A 15,195-nucleotide genomic window follows, 5' to 3' on the forward strand; every position below is an offset into this window, starting at 1 on the left:
CACCGGTACAGTGCGCGGGCAACAAATTTCTCTAGCGGGTTTTCAAGGCGATCTATGAGTAACCGCACACTATTAATTCTGCTGGTGTTGGTGGGTTATGTATTCTCCCCCACCATCTTCACCTGGATGATCAATCCCGTCGGCGCCTGGTACCGGCCTTTTATCCTCTGGTTCGTGCTGATCCTGCTGGCGATTTTTATCCAGTGGAGGCGCAAATCGAATGAGCTTTGATATTGCCCACATTGCCCTGGTGGGAGTGGCCTATATCGCCACCCTGTTTTTTGTCGCCTTCGCCACCTCCAAGGGCTGGCTGCCTTCCCGCTGGGTGCGGCATCCACTGGTTTATGTGCTCTCCCTGGGCGTATCGTTATCGGCCTGGACCTTCTACGGTATCGTCGACCTGGCCTGGCAATATGGTTACGGGGTACTCGCCTACTATCTGGGCACCGGCGCCATGTTCCTGTTTGCGCCAGTAGCCCTGGAACCACTGGCGCGCCTGGCACAGCGCTACCAGCTGTACTCCCCGGCAGATCTTCTGGTGTTCCGCTATCACAGCCGCCAGGCGGGGACTCTCGCCACCCTGTTTATGCTGTTGGCGCTGCTCCCCCTGATCGCCCTGCAAATCCAGGCGGTATCCGAGACCCTGGCCCTTTTATCGCGGGATAGTGTGGCTGCCCTGGCACTGCCGGACAGCGGTGTATCGAGCAAAAACCTAATCGCATTTTTTTACTGCGTACTGCTAGCGGTATTCACCAGTATGTACGGCGCCACCCGCGAGCGTGGCGAGGGCCTGGCCAGTGCCATGGCCCTGGAGTCCCTGGTAAAACTGGTGGCGCTAACCGCGGTGGGCGGCTATGCCATTTACGGCGTCTTCGGTGGATTTTCCGGCCTGGATGAGTGGCTGCTGGAGAACCCCGATATGCACCAGCTGCTCTACACCCCCATCAAGCAGGGCTCATCCCACACCCTGCTACTGGTGTTTATCGCCACTGCCGTGGCTATGCCACATATTTTTTACCTGAGTATTGCCGAGCGCCCCACCGGACAGGCAATGCGCACCGCCAGCTGGGGCTTCCCCCTGTTCCTGCTGCTGATGGCCCTGCCTATCTTCCCCATCATGTGGGCGGGCTTTGCCCTGGATGTGGCCGGCCCGGTGCAGTACTTCTCCCTGGCGGTTCCCCGCGCCAGTGGCTCGGCACTGCTCACCACCCTGGCCTTTATCGGCGGCCTGTCGGCAGCCACTGGCGCACTGATTATGATCACCCTGGCCCTCGCCACCATGGTGATGAACCACTGGCTGCTGCCCGGCACCCGCTGGCACTCTGAAGACAATATGTACCGGCAGCTGGTGTGGCTGCGCCGCGCGCTGATCGCCGCTCTATTTATTGCCGGCTTTGCCTTTTACCTGTTACTCAACAACCGACTCTCCCTGTCGGACCTGGCCCTGCTGGCATTTATCGGATCACTCCAATTTCTGCCGGGGATTTTTGCTGTAATCCACTGGCCGCGAGGTAATCGACGCGGATTTGTCGGTGGCCTGCTGGCGGGCATGTTGCTTTGGGGGGGCGGCCTGTTAATTCCGTCAATTTTTGGGATTACCGGCATCACCCTGCCCGGCACTTCCCTCCAAATTCCCTTGGGAATGTCTATCTGGACACAGATCACCACCCTGTCACTGGGAGTCAATGTCCTGTTATTTGTCGGCCTGTCTCTGTTCACCCGCACCAGCAGCCTGGAGCAGTACGCCGCTGATCTGTGTAGCGACGACACCATCGCCCAGGCTCTGCGCCTGGGACTGGATGTGGAATCCGCCGCAGATTTTCGCCTGCGCTTGGCTGAAAGCCTCGGAGCCGCTACTGCGAATAAAGAAGTTAAACGCGCCCTCGCCGCCCTCAACCTGCCGGACAACGAGCGCCGCCCCTACGCCCTGCGCCAACTGCGCAACAAGCTGGAATCCAATCTCTCCGGCCTGTTGGGGCGGGTTCTGGCGGTGCAAATTATTGATCGACACTTCCCGTTCCAGAACAGCGACCAGCCGGCGAACAAGGACATTCACCTGATCGAGACCCGATTGGGCCGTTATAAGCACCAGCTCACTGGCCTGGCCGCAGAACTCAATAACCTGCGTCTGTATCACCGCCAAATGCTGGAAGAGCTGCCAATGGCCGCTTGCTCCCTGGGGCGCGACGGAGAAGTCCTGCTGTGGAACTACGCCATGCAGGACCTCACCGGTATCAGTGCCAGCGAGGTAATCGGCTCTAAACTGGAATACTTGGCAGAACCCTGGCGCAGCCTGCTGGGGGAATTTGCCCTATCCACCGATGCCAGCCGCTTTAAGCAACAGGTGAGCCTCGACGGCAATAGCCACTGGCTCAACCTGCACAAGGCGCGGCAAAAACGCAGCCGCAGCGACCGCTCCCGCGACGAGCGCGGCGATGCACAAATGTTGTTGCTGGAAGACATTACCGAAACCCAGGTCTTGGAACAGGAACTTATCCACAGCGAGCGCCTGGCCTCTGTGGGTCGCCTGGCCGCCGGTGTAGCCCACGAAGTGGGTAACCCGGTCACGGGGATCGCCTGCCTGGCGCAAAATCTCCAGTACGACTGTGACAACCCCGAAGTCCTGGAAACCGCCGACCAGATCTTAAGCCAGACCCAGCGTATCAGCCGTATCGTCCACTCCCTGGTCAACTTCTCTCACAGCGGCAACCAGGAAGACAGCGAGCGGGCCCCGGTAGATCTCTATGCCTGTGTACAGGAGGCGGTCAACCTGCTGTCCCTGCAACGGGATAAGACCGAGGTCCAGTTTGAGAACCGGGTACCTGAAGACCTGATCGCCCCGGGAGACAACCAGCGCTTGATCCAGGTATTTATCAACCTGCTCAGCAATGCCCGCGATGCCAGCCCCGATAGCGGCCAGATTGTAATTGAGGGCTATCGCAAGAGCGGCAGCGCCTGTGTCTCTGTCACCGACAGCGGACCGGGAATTTCGGCTCAACATCGTGAACGGATTCTGGAGCCCTTCTTCACAACGAAAGAGCCCGGGGAAGGCACAGGACTGGGGCTGGCAATGGTTTACAGCATTGTCGAGGAGCACGGCGGCCAGCTGGAATTGGTCAGTCCCGCAAATCCTGAAACCGGGACTGGCGCCCGCTTTATTGTGCAACTCCCCCTGGGAGACTGAGATGGCTGGACACCCAAATCGATCATTATTTGTGCAAAAATAACCCGATTAACCGTTTTTGAGTTGCATCGAAACGGCGCCCGGGTAAAACTAGGCGCTTACTGAGCATTTTGTAACCAGGCGTAACATATGAGCCACATCCTCATCGTCGAAGATGAAGCCATTATCCGAACAGCGCTGCGCAAGCTTTTAGAGCGGCACCGCTACAAAATCAGTGAAGCGGGTTCGGTAAAGGAGGCGCTCACCAAGTACCGCCTCAATGAAGTTGACCTGGTTATTTCCGATTTGCGCCTGCCCGGCGCACCGGGCACCGACCTACTCAAGCACGCCGGTGATATTCCGGTGCTAATCATGACCAGTTACGCCAGCCTCCGCTCTGCGGTGGACTCCATGCGTATGGGCGCCGCCGACTATATCGCCAAGCCCTTTGACCACGACGAAATGCTCGCAACCGTCCGCCGAGTCATAGGCAAAGCGGAGCAGAATCGCGCCCAGCCCGTCAACGAGAAAGAAAATACCGGCACTATCGCCGGCATGATTGGCAGCAGCCCTGTAATGAGGGAGCTCTACGGTCGCATCCATAAAGTTGCCCCCACAGATGCCACCGTCCTGGTCCACGGTGAAACCGGTACCGGTAAGGAACTGGTTGCCCGGGCTATTCACGAGGAGAGCCGCCGAGCCAACAAACCCCTGATCTCCGTCAACTGTGCCGCAATTCCCGACACACTGATTGAATCGGAGCTGTTCGGCTACGAGAAAGGCGCATTTACCGGTGCCCAGAGTTCCCGGGAGGGACTGGTAGCGGCAGCCGATGGAGGAACCCTGTTCCTCGACGAGATCGGTGAGCTGCCCCTGGAGGCTCAGGCCCGCCTGCTGCGTGTATTGCAAGAGGGCGAAGTGCGGCCAATTGGCTCGATCGAATCCCGCAAAGTGGATGTGCGCCTGGTAACAGCCACCCACCGCAATCTGCGCCAGCTATCAGCGGAGCGTAAATTCCGGGAAGACCTCTACTACCGCATCAATGTGGTGCAAATGACGCTTGCCCCCTTGCGCGAGCGAGGCAGAGACGTCCTAGCACTGGCAGAGCACCTGTTGGAAAAGTTCTGCACCAAGATCGAGCGCCCCTTATTGCGCCTGTCACCGGAGGCCATCCAGGCTGTTACCACCTACACCTGGCCCGGTAACGTGCGTGAATTGGAGAACGCCATCCAGCGCGCTGTAATCCTGACGGATAAGAACAGCCGCGAGATCGACCACAAAACCTTGGATATCGACCTGGACCTGGTGCCGATCGAAGAGACCGACGGCATCCCGCGCCCCCGCAGCCTGCACACCGACCCCCGTGAGGACCTGTCCCTGGAAGACTACTTCGCCCGCTTCGTTATTGAGCACCAGGACACCATGAGTGAGACAGACCTGGCCAAGAAGCTCGGCGTCAGCCGCAAATGCCTGTGGGAACGACGCCAAAAGCTGGGCATCCCCCGCAAGAAGAGCCGTCGCAGCGCCGCCGCAGAAGCTTAAAACTAACGCTATCCCCAGGGGGCTTCGCCCCCTGCTCCCAATCCGTCCTCACCTGTCAAACTCCTTCGACCACTTTGTTACCCCACCCCCACAGGGGTTACCAACCAGAGTGTTACCCACACCCACCCAGAAGTAACAACTCTCGCACCTTCCGTAACGCAATAGCTCTCAGAAAAGTTCCGTCAAATTTCGTAAAGATCTTAACTTATTGATTTATAAAGGTTTTTAAAAGTTGGCATACTAAGTGCTTTACTCTTAGTACAAAAATTGAAAACAGCCAACAATAAAAATAAATGACTGTTAAAAGCCCTATAACAACTAACAATAAGTGGGGCGAAACATAATAAAAATAATGGGGCGGCCGACAATAAAAGCAATGAGTGGCCAAAACCGCAAGAACAACAATAAACAATAACAATAAAACTCAAGAAGAATAAGAATAACAACAAGCGCGTTGCAAACTGACTGAACTGTACCTGGGAGAGGGTGTTTGCTTGAAAGCAAATTGAGAGCGCAAGGAAGCCGCTGCCTTCATACTGGTAATAATAATTCCCATATTTCTTTTCCCCCGAACTTACAGGCACCCGCATATTGCGGGCGCATTCCTTTGCGTGTGTTAGAATCGCGCCCGCGAGTCCCGATCTCTGAGGATAAACAGCCGCTGAGGCTCCTTTCCGGACTCGCTCCTGGGGTAGCCCAGGTATAGAGGCTCCAGCAGTGCCATCGTGAATCTCCCCAGAGGGACCACCACTTATACAGGCCGCCAACTAATGCGTGGCCAAGCACAGCGGGGCTTTCCCGGCCATCCCTAAATGGCAGCAGTCAACATAGACAGCCGTATGCTCAACAACCTGATTAGTAGTATCAAACGCTGGCGCAGGCCGGCGAGTAAAGGCCCCAGGGTTATCGCCCGCAACGACCACAGCATCTCGCGCCGAGAAATCAGCCGCGCGGCCTTAACAGTTATGAAGCGCCTTCAGGATGCCGGATACCAGGCGTATATCGTAGGTGGAGGTGTACGCGACCTGATGCTCGGCGGTCACCCCAAGGACTTTGATGTGGCCACCGACGCCACTCCAGAGCAGGCCAAGGTGCTTTTTCGCGGCGCACGCATTGTCGGCCGTCGCTTTCGCATCCTGCACGCCCGTATAGGCCGTGAAGTTATCGAAGTGACTACCTTCCGCGGTCACCACAGCGATGGCGAGACCCACGAGGCCAAGCAGTCCGAACACGGTATGCTGCTGCGTGACAATGTCTATGGCGACCTAGAAAGTGATGCCATGCGTCGGGATTTCACGGTCAACGCGCTCTACTACACCACCAAAGGGTTTGAAATCCACGACTACACCGGCGGTGTCGAGGATATTGAAAAGCGCCTGATTCGAATGATCGGCTCCCCAGAGGTCCGCTACAAGGAAGACCCGGTGCGCATGCTGCGCGCGGTGCGCTTCGCCGCCAAGTTGGATTTCACTATTGAAGGCAAGACCGAGGCTCCCCTGCACGAGCTGGCGCCACTGTTACGCAATATTGCCCCGGCTCGCCTGTTCGATGAGATTCTCAAGCTGCTGATGAGTGGCCACGGAGAGCGCACCTTTGAGCTGCTGCGCCAGTACCAGCTCTGGCAACACCTGTTCCCGGATAACGCCGCACAAATTGAGGCCAACAACGCGGCCCTGAAACTATCCCAACAAGCCCTGCGGAACACGGACCAACGTATCCGCGCCGATATGCGTGTTACCCCAGCGTTCCTCTACGCCGCCCTACTCTGGCCTGCGGTGAGCACCGAGCAACAAAAGCTGATTGCCAAGGGCACCCCACCAGCGCCAGCGCTGGCCCAAGCGGCGCAAAAAGTTACCAGTTCACAGCTGGCCCACACCGCTATTCCCAAGCGCTTCTCAATCCCCATGCGGGAAATCTGGGACCTGCAACAGCGCCTGCCCCAGCGCGGTGGCAGTCGGGCCCAGCGCTTACAGGAGCACCCCCGTTTCCGCGCCGCCTACGACTTCCTGTTGCTGCGGGAAGAAAGTGGCGAGATTGAAGCGGGCCTGGGCAAATGGTGGACCGACTTCCAACAGGCAGACGATGAGCAGCGCCAGCAAATGGTGCGCAAGCTACAGCGCACAGGCAGCGGTGGGCGCCGCAACCGTAACTCTCGCGGCCGCCGTCGCAAGCCGAGAGCAGAACAGTAATGGAAACGGTATACATCGGCCTGGGCAGTAACCTGGCAGAGCCCGGCAAACAACTGCGCAGCGCCCTATCGGCCATGGAACGAATCCCCAGTACAGAATTATTGGGGTGTTCGAGCTTTTACCGAAGCGCCCCGCTCGGCCCCGGCGATCAACCTGATTACATCAATGCCGTCGCAGCATTGAAAACAGCACTGTCCCCGCTTGCACTACTGGACCAGCTCCAATCTATCGAGCTGTCCCACGGGCGCGAGCGCTCCATCCGCTGGGGCGCCCGCACCCTGGACCTGGATATCCTGTTGTTTGGGGAATCTCAAATCGATGAGCCCCGCCTACAGGTCCCACACCCGCGCATGGCCGAGCGCAACTTCGTACTGCTACCCCTTTCTGAACTGGCTCCCGCGATGGAACTGCCCGGATTGGGAGCCCTTCCAGCACTCTTACAGGGCTGCCCGGAAAACCGCCTGGAAAAGGTTTGATCGACTGAGGCTCCCCAACTACTCGACGGGCGGCCCTCTCAATAGTACTTTTGCGTTTGCAACTCATCAGGGAAGACCCCAGACAAAGAGGAGTCGCTCAAGTGGTTATCGAAAAACCCGAGACCAGCACAGCTGAACTCAACCTGTCTAATAAAACACCGCCTAAATTTATCGCGGTGGAAGGCAATATTGGTGTGGGAAAAACCACACTGGCAAAGAAGCTGGCCTCCACATTCAATTACGACACGCTGTTGGAATTACCCGAGGAGAACCCCTTTTTGGAGCGTTTCTACCGGGACCCCCAAAACGCCGCACTGCCCACCCAGCTGCACTTTCTCCTACAGCGATCACAGCAAATCCAGGCACTGCGGCAGGACGATATCTTTGAGCCGGTGCGGGTATCGGATTTTTTGATCGAAAAGGACCAGCTGTTTGCTGAAGTCACCCTGGATAAGGATGAGCTGCACCTCTACCAACAGGTGTACAAACATCTCACCCTGGAAGCACCCAAGCCGGACCTGGTGATCTATTTGCAAGCCCCCCTCGATGTGCTGCAAGCCCGAATCCGCAATCGGGGAATCCCAGCTGAGCAGGCGATAAGCAATGAGTACCTCGCCACCCTCAACAACGCCTACACCCGCTTTTTCCATTTTTACGATGAGGCGCCTCTACTCATCGTCAATACCGAGGAGATCGACATTGTCGATAGCCCAGAGGACTACCAACAGCTGGTCGAATATCTGTTCACGATCACCAGTGGCCGGCACTATTACAACCCAGGAAGTTAATCGTTATGTATGCACCCTCTGAATTAGAAAAGCTCGTAACCGTTCAAACCCTGCGAAAAATGAAAGCGAATGGTGAGAAGTTTATTACCGTTGCTCTCTACGATGCCCCTATGGCTGCGATGGCACAAAAGTCCGGGGTTGAGACACTGCTCGTCGGAGATTCCCTGGGCATGACCGTGCTGGGTTACGACAGCACCGTGCCAGTGACGATGGAGCAAATGATTTACCACGTCGAGGCGGTCGCGCGCGGCAATAAGAAGTCCCTGATTATGGGGGATATGCCGTTTATGACCTACGCCACCCCAGAGCAGGCACTCCAGAATGCAACCCGGATCATGCAGGCCGGTGCACATATGGTGAAGATCGAGGGAGGCGCCTGGCTAGCCGACACCGTGAAGATTCTTACTGATCGCGGTATTCCCGTTTGCGCCCACCTGGGCCTCACCCCTCAATCAGTACACAAACTGGGAGGCTATCGCGTTCAGGGGCGCGACGAAGAACACGCCAAGCAAATTCTCGAAGACGCCCTACAACTCGACGAAGCCGGAGCTGATCTGTTGGTGCTGGAATGTGTTCCCGCCGACCTGGCAAAGCGTATTACCGAAGCCGTATCCATGCCCACCATCGGCATAGGCGCGGGCCGCGACTGCGATGCCCAGGTACTGGTAATCAATGACATCCTGGGCCTCACCCAACAGCCCCCCAAGTTTTCCAAAAACTTCCTGGTAGAGGCCGAGGATATTCCCGGGGCCCTGCGCAAATACGCCGAGGACGTCAAGCAAGGCGTTTTCCCCGGCGAGGAACACATATTTAAATAATACTCCCCTCATCCGGGTGCTTCTCACCCGGTATTTTTCTGCGGCAGGTCCCACCTGCCGCTCTCAAGCGGTATCACTATGACTTTCGACCAACTAATCCAGGATTGGCTCTCGACCAATGGCGCCACTTCTGTGCCCGAAGGCTGGACCCAGGGGCGGGCTACATTTGGCGGCCTTGTAGCCGCAATGCTGTATGAGCAGATAGCTTCAGAGCTGCCTTCTGACAGCAGCTTGCGCTCTTTTACCACCTCATTCGTAGGCCCGGTTGCCCCAGGGGCGATTAACACCCGTGCGGATGTCCTTCGCGCAGGCCGCTCTGTCACCCAGGTGCAGGGGCACCTCGATCAGGATGATGCCGTTATGCTGGCGGGCCTCGCCAGTTTTGGCCGCGGCAGGGAGTCATCAGTTCTCGCCAAAGGTCCCTCAGCACCGGAGTACCCCACCCCGGATAAATGCCTGCCCCTGCCCTATATCGAAGGTGTAGTGCCGGAATTTACACAGAAGTTCGATTACCGTATCGCATGTGGGGGCCTGCCTTTCAGCGGCGCGAAAGAGAGAGTTTTAGGTGGCTGGGTACGATTTAAGGATGGCAGTGAGAGCCGTACTGGTATCAGCCACTTACTCGCACTGATCGATGCCTGGCCACCGGCGACACTCCCGATGATGAAAGAGCCGGCCCCCGCCAGCTCATTAACATGGACAGTGGAGTTTATGGAGCCACTCCCAGAGCGCACCGCTTCTGACTGGTGGCAATACGAGGCCGAAGTGGAACAGGCTGAGGATGGCTACGCAGTAATACAGGCCCGCTTGTGGGATGCCGATGGACGTTTAACCGCCCTCTCCCGCCAAATGGTCACTATCTTTGGTTAACCTGTACTCGTCGATCAACTATCCCTTTTCCGCCACTCATTGAGTGCCTTGGCTCCACGGATGGAACCATTTAAGCGGTCCTAAAGAATTTTGTAACTTTTCTGCGGCCTTCAGACCACTCTAAATAATACTTCCCGATCCTGCTTAACCCGCCTAACGAACCAATTATTACCCGCATAAAAATATACAACTTTCGTGATTTTTATTATTTTTTTATGGGAAAAATAATTCGCGCCGCCCTTACAGAAAAATAAAATAAAAAAAACCTCCTTTACTCCAATTTGTAATCTACGCTATCCATCATCCCCTCCTTCGAAAACAAAGGGGCCGCCAGAGAAACGCCTCAATTTTCGACCCCACTACAAAACCGTCGGTAAAACAAAGTTGGAGAGCAATAATGATAAAAAGAATACTTTTTTCACTCACACTTCTATTCAGCCATTCCGCCGCAGCAGTAGATTTTGAAGACGTTTGGGATGCAATTACTTCTTGTAACTGGTTTGAATTTATTGATGATGTCGATGATACCGGCTCAAAAGACCTGGATGGCTATGAATACGGTGACACTGAATTTGCCGATGCCAATTCAGGCAGCTTTGACATGATCGTCTACAACATGGATGGATTTTTGGAGTGTATAGGCGGCAACAGCAAATCTGACTTCAAACAGATTATTAACACTTTTGATAATAACCCCAAAGACCTCTGGTTGATGCAGGAAGCTTGGAGCAAAACCAAAGCCAATTATCTGGACGACGACGACAAGCTCGATAACGACACAGTCCCCTATCGCTCCAAACACTGGAAAGGCACTGGTACCAGCTTTGGCAATGGCCTGCTGACCTTTTCCAAGTTTCCGTTTGACCGAGATAATCGCGATGACGACGACTACACCTTCGCCACTTATGAGGAGGAAACTTTTGATAAGTGCGCAGGTAATGACTGTGATACCGAAAAAGGCTTTACCGTAGCAAAAGTTGAAGTGACCAAAAACTTCCATGTTCATGTGTACAACACCCATATGGATGCAGGACACCAAGACGATGACCTAAATGCCAAAGCCAAGCAACTCGACCAGATTGCCGATATGATCGTCGCCCACTCAAGTAATGCCACAGTCATATTGGCCGGTGACTTCAATATGGCGTTTGATGAAAATGACGACGGCTGGCGCGGTACAAACTACCAAACCTGGAAAGCATTTTTTGCCAAAACCGGCGGCAAGCATGCCTGCCAATATATGCTATCTGGCAGCGACACCAGCTTGGAAGCCTGTGCTGATGAACTTCAGGACGATACCGATCATGTCGTCGTTATTAATAACAACCCCAATTACACGCTGGACGTAACCAATTACTACATTGGCTCCGCGGAGTACACAGGGCTGAGCGACCACGACCCAGTATTTGTAGACTTCTCATGGGTTAAACACTAAACGAGCGGCACACAGCCTCTTCCGCAGGGGATCGGAAGGGGCTTAACCAATTTACCGACAAAGTGAACGACACCGGACTGAAAACCCAATCCAGCTACAATTTTGCTTATTGAGGAGAACTTTAACCCACGCATAAACCGCATGCTTGGCGGGAAGGGCTTTCAGTGGACAGGATTAAGAACCTAGTTGTCGGAAGTGGTCCTGCGAGTATCGCTACAGTCAAGGCATTGCAAGATATTGGGCAAGAAGTTGAAGTCGTTGATGTTTCATATGACCTTGAAGACGATATCAAATACCAAGTTAATATCTTATCCAAAAAAAACATTGATGCATGGACTCAGGAGGACAAAGATAAACTGTTTCCAGCTCCAGTAGCCTCCCGAAAAGGCCTGGAAAGAAGATATCTATTTGGGTCTGACTTTCCATACAGAGTACCAAAACCTCTCAGCATTACGACAAAAAACTGTAATACAGAATTTTCCCATGGCTTTGGTGGGCTTGGGAACGTATGGGGTGCAGCTATCATGCCCTACAGTGAAAATCAGCTAGCAAATTGGCCTATTTCCTTAAATGAACTAACGCCATCCTACAAAAATGTACTCCGCTATATGCCTATAAGTGCGGAGATAGACAATCTCAACAACGAGTATCCACTATTCCCTAACAACTTTACTGCCATCAAAAGAAATGCGCCGACAGATTTCTTATTGAAAAAAATGAAGGCTATTGAAAGTAATCTCCAGAGGAATGGCATTGAATTTGGTCGAGCCCGCTTAGCGGTAGATGCAAGCAAGGGGGAGCATGGATGTAGATATTGCGGCCACTGCTTTGACGGATGCCCATACCAATCTATTTTCAACCCTAAATACTTGTTTGAAAAACTACAAAAAGACAAACTCACCATACATAAAGGTCTTCTTGTCCTGGAGATTCATGAAACAAGTCAAGGCGTAGACGTGATTGCAGTTGATATAACCAATAGCAAAATAAAAAAAATTACCGCACAGAAAGTTTTTCTCGCAACCGGCCAGTTTGCCACCACTACAATACTGGCAAGATCCCTCAATCTATTAAATACTCCAATCAAAATCAAAAACAGCCAGTATTTTTTCTTCCCCCTCTTTCTCTACAAAGGGTATCGTTATGAGATTGAGTTTACCCTCGCAGAAATCTTTCTAGAAGTTGACAATCCAAACATAAGTCCTGAACAAATACACCTCCAACTTTATGGTCGAAGCCAAATTATTGAAGAACAATTAACATCTCTACTTCCCCCCCTTTTCCCAAAGCAAGTCGCCTTGGATCGCTTATACGTAATTCAGGGTTTTATGTCCTCTGAGGATTCTGATTCATTGGAACTAACTTTAACCGACAAACAAGCAGATAGCTCTTCAATAGAAATAAGAGGAATTGAAAATACGAGAGCCCGAGAAATCGCCCAAAGAACACAGTCTTTAATAAGGCGTTCACTGATAAGGCTTGGTATGGTCCCCCCCTTCTTTCTCACCGTACTACCACCAGGCAAAAGCTTCCACCTTGGTGGCAGTTTCCCGATGGGAGGAAAACATGAGATATTCCGCTCAGACCTCTTAGGAAGGCCGGCACACTTTAAAAATGTCCATATTGTGGATTCTGCCAACTTTCCCAATATTGCAGGCTCAACCATCACCTTTACCATTATGGCGAATGCTGATCGAATCGTAAGGTCTATAGGGTTTCGTGGCTGATTGGCAGCCCAGATAACTGAAATAACCTATTTAGCTAGGATACTTCAAAAGATAACTACAACCACTTTTTCCAGTAAAACAAAGCGATCTGCCCAGCCAATGCCACCACCAGCAAGATACAAAAAGCAATAAAGCCCAAGGACGACTGTCCCCAGGGAATACCGCCGACATTAATCCCAAACAATCCAGTGAGAAAGCTCAGCGGCAGAAAAACTGCTGCCACCACTGATAGTACATACATACGACTATTCAACTGATCCGAAGTGCGACTCAACAATTCCTCCTGAGCGATTGCCGCGCGCTCCCTTACCGCATCGATATCGTCAACATGGCGCTGTAACCGATCATTTACCTCTCCCAAGAGGGCGTGGCTGTGCTCATCAAACCAGGATAGGGATTCCTGCTGCAAACGCCCGAGCACCTCCCGCTGCAGGCATAAGTAGCGTCGCAATACGATAGTTCTCTTGCGCAGCCGAACCAGTAGGGAAGAGAGCTCCGAACCTCCCTTATCTAATAACAGGTTTTCCAGGTCATCGATTTTTTCTTCGAAGTCTTCGGCCCGATCACACATACGCAAGACCAACAGATCTGCCAGGGACATCAAAAGAGCCGCAGTTCCACGGGGACCAAAGCCACTGCGCAAGCGAGAAAGCAAGTCATCCTCTGACAGCAACTTCCGTCGGCCGGTACTGATAATACGGTTTTCCTCGGCCCAAATGCGAATGGCGATCATATCCTTTGCGCGCGGCTTGGATTTTCGCTCAATGCCGTACATAGCCAACATCAGCCCCTGATCCACAGTCATTACACAGGGGCGCGTTGTCTTCGCAGACAGGGTCTCTATCGCCGTAGCTGTGAGTCCACTATCCTGTTGCAGCCACTCGACGGTGTTGGTGCTGTCGTAGTCAAAATGCAACCAGAGAATTCCCTGATCAGGTTGCCAGGATATCACCTCTGCCCAGGAAAGCTCTCGGCCCGAGCCTTTGCGATCGAGTAAGACAGCGTAGACCAGACCAGTTTCCATAGGCTCTCATATCACCTGATATTGATTGGAACATCACTTTCTTTGCGCGACTTATTTACTGAGATGGGCCAGCTCTGCGGCGTTCTGCTCCCAGTTTTGACCATCGAAAGGTTCCACCTCCAAGTCTCCGGGTCTCTCATCAAAACAGCGCGCATTAAGACTATAGCCATCCGGGTTTGAGCGCGGCACATAAAAAGACTTAACGCCGCAATGGCGACAAAACAGGTGCTTGGCCACTCCCGTATTAAACGTATAACAATCCAGGTCTTTTTCCCCAGACTCCAGCTTAAAGTTTTCAGCGGGAATAATGACGTGCAGAAAACCCACTTTCTCACACATCGAGCAATTGCACGCATGGGCTACCAGTTTCTCCTCTGAGTCGCGCTCGTGCCGCGCCCGATAGCGAATAGCGCCACAGTGGCAACCTCCGCGAAGTTCAGTAGTAACTTTACTCATTTGAATTATTTTCCTTTTCAAATAACGGGCGGGCAGCCAACAGTGAAAACAGCGAAAGGCCCAGCAGCAGATGGAACCAGTTTGTACGCGCCAAGCCCAGTACTCGCGGAGCGCCGGTACCCACAAACAATCCATCCATTGCAATGACTACTGCCCCTGCCCCCAGTAACAAAGGACCCGGTGGCGATAGTCGTCGCGGTGACATCAATTCCATCATTGCAACCCACAACCACAATAGAAGCCCCAGGGCGGAAAATACCTCTGTCACTTCCTGCGGCGATAACCTGCCACTTTCCGAGATGCCAATAGACGAGGCCAATACCAGCACCAGCACTACATAAGCGGGTCCCCGGGTACTCTGTCCAATACCTATCTCGAAACGTGCCCAAACCAACCCTATTCCAATTAGCAACAGCGAACTAAACCCGGATAGTTGTAGTAAAGCCCGGTGTAATTGGGTTGCCCCGGGATCAATACCGTAGCGATAGGCACCGACAATCGCGGAGACAGCGATAAATAGAAGGCCCGCCATCACCAAGAGTGCAGCTGATTGGAAGCGAGCATTGGTAAGACGCCAGTACTGATTGGCAATCAGCAGTGCGGCGAGGGTGAGGAGAATGTCGATCAGCCAGAAGTTGTCCAATGTTTTGCCCTTTTTTTCCAGAATTCTAATAGAAAACCGGTAATAAGCGACAATTCCGCTTCGG

General features: G+C 53.5%; 13 protein-coding genes. 10 read left to right on the forward strand and 3 right to left on the reverse strand.

Annotation, left to right across the window (positions count from 1 at the left end):
• Window positions 1–54: 54 nt before the first annotated feature.
• The 10 genes from ACJJIQ_RS15880 (at window position 55) to ACJJIQ_RS15925 (ending at window position 13,008) form a co-directional block, all read left to right on the forward strand.
• On the forward strand, window positions 55–231 hold the full coding sequence (locus tag ACJJIQ_RS15880) for a hypothetical protein (protein WP_169337099.1): 177 nt from the start codon (window positions 55–57) through the stop codon (window positions 229–231).
• Entirely contained in the window at window positions 221–3,184 is a 2,964-nt protein-coding gene (locus ACJJIQ_RS15885; protein ID WP_445362407.1) for an ATP-binding protein, read from the forward strand. Before ACJJIQ_RS15880 ends, ACJJIQ_RS15885 begins: the two co-directional genes overlap by 11 nt.
• Window positions 3,185–3,313: 129 nt before the next feature.
• Window positions 3,314–4,705, forward strand: a complete 1,392-nt coding sequence (locus tag ACJJIQ_RS15890; RefSeq protein WP_445362408.1) for a sigma-54-dependent transcriptional regulator — start codon at window positions 3,314–3,316, stop codon at window positions 4,703–4,705.
• A gap of 812 nt (window positions 4,706–5,517) precedes the next feature.
• Entirely contained in the window at window positions 5,518–6,894 is a 1,377-nt protein-coding gene (gene pcnB / locus ACJJIQ_RS15895) for a polynucleotide adenylyltransferase PcnB (protein ID WP_444934069.1), read from the forward strand.
• Window positions 6,894–7,370, forward strand: a complete 477-nt coding sequence (gene folK / locus ACJJIQ_RS15900) for a 2-amino-4-hydroxy-6-hydroxymethyldihydropteridine diphosphokinase (protein ID WP_445362409.1) — start codon at window positions 6,894–6,896, stop codon at window positions 7,368–7,370. Before pcnB ends, folK begins: the two co-directional genes overlap by 1 nt.
• A gap of 101 nt (window positions 7,371–7,471) precedes the next feature.
• The gene (locus tag ACJJIQ_RS15905; protein WP_444915629.1) at window positions 7,472–8,158 is read left to right on the forward strand and encodes a deoxynucleoside kinase; all 687 of its coding nucleotides are present in this window, start codon (window positions 7,472–7,474) and stop codon (window positions 8,156–8,158) included.
• 5 nt (window positions 8,159–8,163) lie between these two features.
• The gene (gene panB, locus ACJJIQ_RS15910; protein ID WP_413663177.1) at window positions 8,164–8,976 is read left to right on the forward strand and encodes a 3-methyl-2-oxobutanoate hydroxymethyltransferase; all 813 of its coding nucleotides are present in this window, start codon (window positions 8,164–8,166) and stop codon (window positions 8,974–8,976) included.
• A gap of 78 nt (window positions 8,977–9,054) precedes the next feature.
• Window positions 9,055–9,846, forward strand: coding sequence for an acyl-CoA thioesterase (locus ACJJIQ_RS15915; RefSeq protein ID WP_445362410.1), 792 nt, complete (start codon window positions 9,055–9,057; stop codon window positions 9,844–9,846).
• A 397-nt stretch (window positions 9,847–10,243) separates the two neighbouring features.
• On the forward strand, window positions 10,244–11,281 hold the full coding sequence (locus ACJJIQ_RS15920; protein ID WP_445362411.1) for an endonuclease/exonuclease/phosphatase family protein: 1,038 nt from the start codon (window positions 10,244–10,246) through the stop codon (window positions 11,279–11,281).
• A gap of 164 nt (window positions 11,282–11,445) precedes the next feature.
• On the forward strand, window positions 11,446–13,008 hold the full coding sequence (locus ACJJIQ_RS15925) for a hypothetical protein (protein ID WP_444896205.1): 1,563 nt from the start codon (window positions 11,446–11,448) through the stop codon (window positions 13,006–13,008).
• A 55-nt stretch (window positions 13,009–13,063) separates the two neighbouring features.
• On the opposite strand, the gene ACJJIQ_RS15930 is transcribed toward ACJJIQ_RS15925, so the two are convergent.
• Genes ACJJIQ_RS15930 through ACJJIQ_RS15940 form a run of 3 tightly spaced genes read right to left on the reverse strand, consistent with a single transcriptional unit; the run spans window position 13,064 to window position 15,131 of the window.
• Entirely contained in the window at window positions 13,064–14,032 is a 969-nt protein-coding gene (locus ACJJIQ_RS15930) for a zinc transporter ZntB (protein WP_445362412.1), read from the reverse strand.
• A gap of 51 nt (window positions 14,033–14,083) precedes the next feature.
• A complete protein-coding gene (locus ACJJIQ_RS15935) occupies window positions 14,084–14,488 on the reverse strand; it encodes a GFA family protein (RefSeq protein WP_413663182.1) in 405 nt (134 codons plus the stop codon).
• The gene (locus tag ACJJIQ_RS15940) at window positions 14,481–15,131 is read right to left on the reverse strand and encodes a hypothetical protein (RefSeq protein WP_444891926.1); all 651 of its coding nucleotides are present in this window, start codon (window positions 15,129–15,131) and stop codon (window positions 14,481–14,483) included. The genes ACJJIQ_RS15935 and ACJJIQ_RS15940 overlap by 8 nt, the downstream gene beginning before the upstream one ends.
• Window positions 15,132–15,195 lie beyond the last annotated feature (64 nt).

The sequence above is a fragment of the Microbulbifer maximicatervae (SeqCode) genome (assembly GCF_052468295.1).